Source organism: Streptomyces sparsus, assembly GCF_054776295.1.
This window is the reverse complement of the sequence record NZ_BAAHCA010000345.1, coordinates 1-4,767: the sequence shown is the minus strand read 5'-3', so window position 1 is coordinate 4,767 and position 4,767 is coordinate 1. Positions and strand designations below refer to the sequence as shown.

General features: G+C 72.4%; 3 protein-coding genes and 1 pseudogene. 3 read left to right on the top strand and 1 reads right to left on the bottom strand.

Annotated features, from left to right (window positions below):
- Positions 1-884, top strand: a pseudogene (locus ACYVE9_RS16000) (glycosyltransferase); the annotation flags it as partial.
- Between the two features lie 274 nt (positions 885-1,158).
- Here the strand turns inward: ACYVE9_RS16000 and ACYVE9_RS15995 are convergent.
- Complete coding sequence (locus ACYVE9_RS15995; protein ID WP_461028526.1) at positions 1,159-2,691, bottom strand: HD domain-containing phosphohydrolase; 1,533 nt, start codon at positions 2,689-2,691, stop codon at positions 1,159-1,161.
- A gap of 316 nt (positions 2,692-3,007) precedes the next feature.
- On the opposite strand from ACYVE9_RS15995, the gene ACYVE9_RS15990 reads away from it, so the two are divergent.
- Together ACYVE9_RS15990 and ACYVE9_RS15985 are read left to right on the top strand one after the other, a co-directional pair.
- Positions 3,008-3,421, top strand: coding sequence for a nuclear transport factor 2 family protein (locus ACYVE9_RS15990; RefSeq protein ID WP_461028525.1), 414 nt, complete (start codon positions 3,008-3,010; stop codon positions 3,419-3,421).
- A gap of 181 nt (positions 3,422-3,602) precedes the next feature.
- Positions 3,603-4,667, top strand: a complete 1,065-nt coding sequence (locus ACYVE9_RS15985; protein ID WP_461028524.1) for a methyltransferase — start codon at positions 3,603-3,605, stop codon at positions 4,665-4,667.
- The last annotated feature ends 100 nt before the right edge of the window (positions 4,668-4,767 follow it).

Genomic DNA, 4,767 nt, shown 5'->3' with positions numbered 1-4,767 from the left:
TGCCGCGCGGCCCGGCCCGCCGGCAGGCGCTGCTGGGAGCGGCGGCCGGCTTCTGGGCGCCGCTGCTGGTGGTGGGCGTGCTGACCGGCGTGCGGCAGTGCCTGTTCTGGACGGTCACCGGCTCCGGCTCCTACGCGTCCTTCACCGGGTCGGAACTGCACGTGCTGGGCCGGGGGCTGGTCAACACCGCGCTGTTCAGCCTCGGGTGCGCCGGCCTGCTGGTGCCGCTCGTCGCGGTGCTCAGGCGCCGCACCGACCGCCGCGGCGTACTCACCGCGGAGCTGTGGGTCTGGCTCGCGGCGTCCGCCCTGGCCGTCGTCACCGGCTTCCACTTCTTCGGCCACTACTACCTGCAACTCCTGCCACCGCTGGTGCTGCTGGGCACCGGCGCACTGCAACTGCTCGGCACCGAGTGGCTGCGCGGCGCCGTCGCCTGCTCGGTCGTCAGCTGCGTCCTGTTCACCGGCTGGGCGGGCACCGCGGGCACCGCGGAACTGGACCACTCGGCCAGGCTGGTCGCAGCCGTGCAGGCCCGCAGCCAACCGGACGACGAGGTCCTCTTCTGGGGCATGCACCCGGAGAACTACTGGCTGGCGGACCGGAAACCGGGTTCGCGCTATCTGACGGCCGGGCTGCTGACCAACTTCAGCGGCGGACGGAACGGCCTTAACGTGGGGGAGCGGTACGGCGTCGAGGGCTCCTGGCCCACACTGATGGCCGAGCTGACCACCGACCCGCCACGGCTGATAGTCGACGACTCCCGGGGCGCCCTCTACCGGCCCGCCCGCATGCCGCGGCTGAGCGCGGTGCTCGCGGCCCACTACGAGCGGGTCGCTGTGGTCGACGGCGCCGTGATCCACCAACGCGTCGACCCGCCGCGCTAGGGGGCGCTCGAAGGCGGGTGCACGGCGCGCTCTGCCAGCACCCGCCTTCCGCACGTCGGGTGCGTCCGGAGAGCATGCGAAAGGCTCCTCCCGGGGTGGGGGCCGCCGACGACGGAGATCAGCGCCAACGCACGCATCGCCCAGCCCCGGCAGCTCGGACGCCGAGGGCAGGGTGCGCCTGCGGCGGCGGACCGTCGAGCGGGACGATCGCCCAGGACGGACAGCGGGCAGCGGGGGCGGTGCCTGCCGCGGCGCTCGCCGTGCGGATCGGTGGTCAGGGCAGGAGCTGCTGCTCCATGGCGAAGACGGCAACCCCGGCCCGGGTCCGCCGCCCGGTCTTGTCGTAGATGTGTCCGAGGTGATGGCCCACCGTGCGGCTGGAGATGGACAGTTCGGCGCCGATCTGCTGGTTGGTGAGCCCTCGGGCGGCCAGCCGCAGCACGTCGACCTCCCTCGCCGTGAGCCCGGCCGGGCGGCGGGCACGGGACGGCCTCCGGCCTGCCGCCCGCAGCACCAGGTCGCAGGCGGTGCGGTCCAGGGCGCCCGAGTCCGCCTCCCGAGTCAGGCGCTCGGCTGCCTCGTCGGCGGTGAAGGCGTCCCGATGCGGCCGTGGCTCGGTCAGCGCGGCGAACACGTCGGCTGCGGAGAGAACGAGAGCCGTCAGAGGCAGGCGGGGCGCCAGGGCGCCACGGTGGTAGCCGCTGCCGTCGAGACGCTCGTGGTGCGCGGCTGCGACCGGTGCCAGCGGGGCGAGAGCGGGCACGCGTTCCAGCACGCGCTGTGTCCAGTACGTGTGCATCCTCACCCGCTCCGTCTCAGCGATGCCCAGCGGCCCGGGACGGTCCCACACGTCGGCGGAGATCCCGGCCCGCCCGAGGTCGTGCAGCAGAGCCGCGCAGCGCAGCCGGGTCACCTCGTCGGCCGGGAGGCCGGCCAGCAGGCCGGCGCTCTCGGCCAGCCGCGCGACGTGCTCGCTGTGACCGATCAGCCACTTGCCCTTGAGGTCCACGAACCGGCCGAGCACCGCGCACAGGTCGGGGACCTCAGCGGCGGGCACCGTGACGTACGGCGGTGGTTCGGCGGCCACCACGGACGCGAGGGCGTCCGGCTCCCGGAGCGGAGCGAGCGCTTTCGCGGCGTCGGCTGCGAACGCGTGCGCCAACTTAGGGTCGAGATGGCCACCGGCCCGCCCGACCACCGCCGCGACGGCGGCCGGCTCGCCACCTCCCGCATGGGCCAGAACGGCCTGCTCGGCCACGTGGACCACACGGGCGGCGAACGAGAGCCGCTCGCCCTCGGCGCCGAGCGGGATGCCCTGTCCGTCCCAGCGCTCGTACACGTCGTTCAGCGCCGCGAGGGTCTCCGCCCGCACGCCGAGGCCCGAACCGAGCGCCTGACTGGCCTCGCAACCGTTGCGCATGGCCTCCACGCCGACCGTGGGCATCACCTCGGTCAGGGTGTCCGTCAGCCGCTGTCCCGCCTCGCGCGTCCAGCCCCCGGTCCGGACCAACTGCTCGGCCAGGGGCACGTCGTCGCCCGGATCGAGGTACTTCATCGCGCGCTGGAACGCCACCTCGTCGCCGAAGACCGCCGCGAGTTCGGGGGCGAAGGACGTGCAGCCGACCGAGCGGAGCAGTGCCGTCTCGTAGACCACCCGACAGGTCTCCCGGTCGCCGGCGAGCACGTCCCGGGTGAAAACCGTGGCGACAATGCAGGTGCGCAGCCCCTTCTCGAAGGACATTCCCGCAGCCAGGTCCGTCGTCAGGGACAGCGCCGCCAGCACTTCGGCCAACCGAACCTCTTCCACCGCCACAGCGTAACCGCCCCTCCCCGGCGTCCCGGACGCGTCCGCACATCTTCCCCGGGGGCGGGTTCCCGGGGCAGGACGCGCACCGGTGGCCGTCAGGTGGAGGAAGGAGAACGAGGACCGCTCGGGCAGGGCCGACCAGCGACATAGGTCGATCAGCCGATGTCCCGCGGCCGGTTCAGGTGGAGGATCAGTGACGGCGGGGGAGCGCTCCCGACCGTCGCGCCCGGAACCACGTCCGCGTGCCACGTTCCGCAACCGGCGCAGGGCCGGAAGGAGTTGCGAACCGCCCATCAACACGGCACGGAGGTTCCACATGACCACGCACCAACACGAGACCCACTCCGCCGCAGGCAGCGCGGTGGTGCAGGCGTTGTACGACTCGCTCGCCCAGGGGGACGTCACCGCACTGCTCGCGGGACTCGACGAGCGCATCGAATGGGTCGTTCCGCCAGGGCTGCACTACGGGGGCACGTACCGGGGACGTGAGAAGGTCCTGGAGCACGTGTTCTCCCGATTCGTCACCGAATGGCAGGACTTCACCGTCGCTCCCGAGGAGATCGTCGACGCCGGGGACCTCGTCCTGGCACTCGGTCACTACAGCGGCACGAGCCTGGCGACCGGAAAGCCGATGCGGACACGTTTCGCGCACGTGTGGCGGCTGCGGGACGGCGTCCCCGTGCGCTTCGAGACCATTCTCGACACCCACACCATGGTCACCGCGATGTGAACCGGCCCTCCCCGGCAGCCGAGCGCCACCACGCCGGGGACGCCCGGGACGCCCATCCGGCCCATGGGCCCGGACGGAACGGGCGGTGCGCACGACCGCCCCGCGCATGCCCTGCTCTCATTCTCCGATTTTGCCGGCTTCTCCGGCTTCGCCGGCTCCTCAGATTCGAAGGACACCACACATGGCCTTGTTCGAGCACGATTTCGTCGCAGCGGGTTCCACGGAACCGCCGGTGGGCGAAACGGGACGGATGCTCCAGATGATGACGGGCTACTGGGTCACCCAAGTGGTACGCACCGCCGCCGAGTTGAACATCGCCGACCATCTGCACGGCGGCGGTGCCACCCCGGCGGACGTGGCGGCGGCGGAGTCACTGGACCCGGCCTCGACCTTCCGGTTCCTGCGGACGTGCGCCTCCCTCGGTCTGGCCGCGTCGGCGGACGGGGAACGGTTCGGCAGCACGGCCCTGCTGGACACCTTGCGCACCGACGCCCCGGGGTCCCTGCGGGACCTGGCCCTGTGGGGCGGCGCCGAGTCGCACTGGCTGCCGTGGGGACGGCTGGTGGACGCGATCCGCGCCGGCGCCCCTCAGACGGAAGCCGCCCTCGGCGCACCGGTCTTCGACTGGCTCGCCACCGTCCCGAGGGAGGCCGAGGTCTTCACCAACGCCATGACGGCGATGACCCGCGGACTGGCCCACCGGCTCGCGGATGTGATCGACCTCCAGGGCACCGAAGTCGTCGTGGACGTCGGCGGCGCCGGTGGCAACCTCGTGCAGACGCTCATGCAGCGGCACCCCGGCCTCACCGGGGTGGTGCTCGACCTTCCGCACGTGGCTGCCGAGGCGGACGCCTCAGCGTCGGGACTGGACGTCACGGACCGGTTCACCTTCGTCGGTGGTGACTTCTTCGACGAGGTTCCGCCCGGGGACGTGCACCTGCTGAAGTTCGTCCTGCACGACTGGGACGACGACGCCTGCGTGCGCATCCTGAACAACTGCCGGGAAGCGCTCAGGACCGGTGGACGCGTACTGGTCATGGAACTGCTCGTCGACAAGGTGGGCACGCCCGGTCTGGAGCCGCTGATGGACCTCAACATGATGGCGCTGTCGACCGGACGGGAGCGCAGCCTCGACGAGTTCGAGACCCTCGCCCGGCGAGCCGGCCTGAAGCCGGCCCGAACGATGTCATCCGCGTCCCGGGTCTCCGTGCTGGAGCTGGTCCCGGCCGGGACCACGGAACGCTGAGGCAGCGGATCGGCACAGAGTCGGCGACGGCGGCGCGGGGGTGGGCCTCACAGGCCCGCCCGCACCGCCGAAGGGCCGGCGGTGGTGGCGCCCAGCGCGC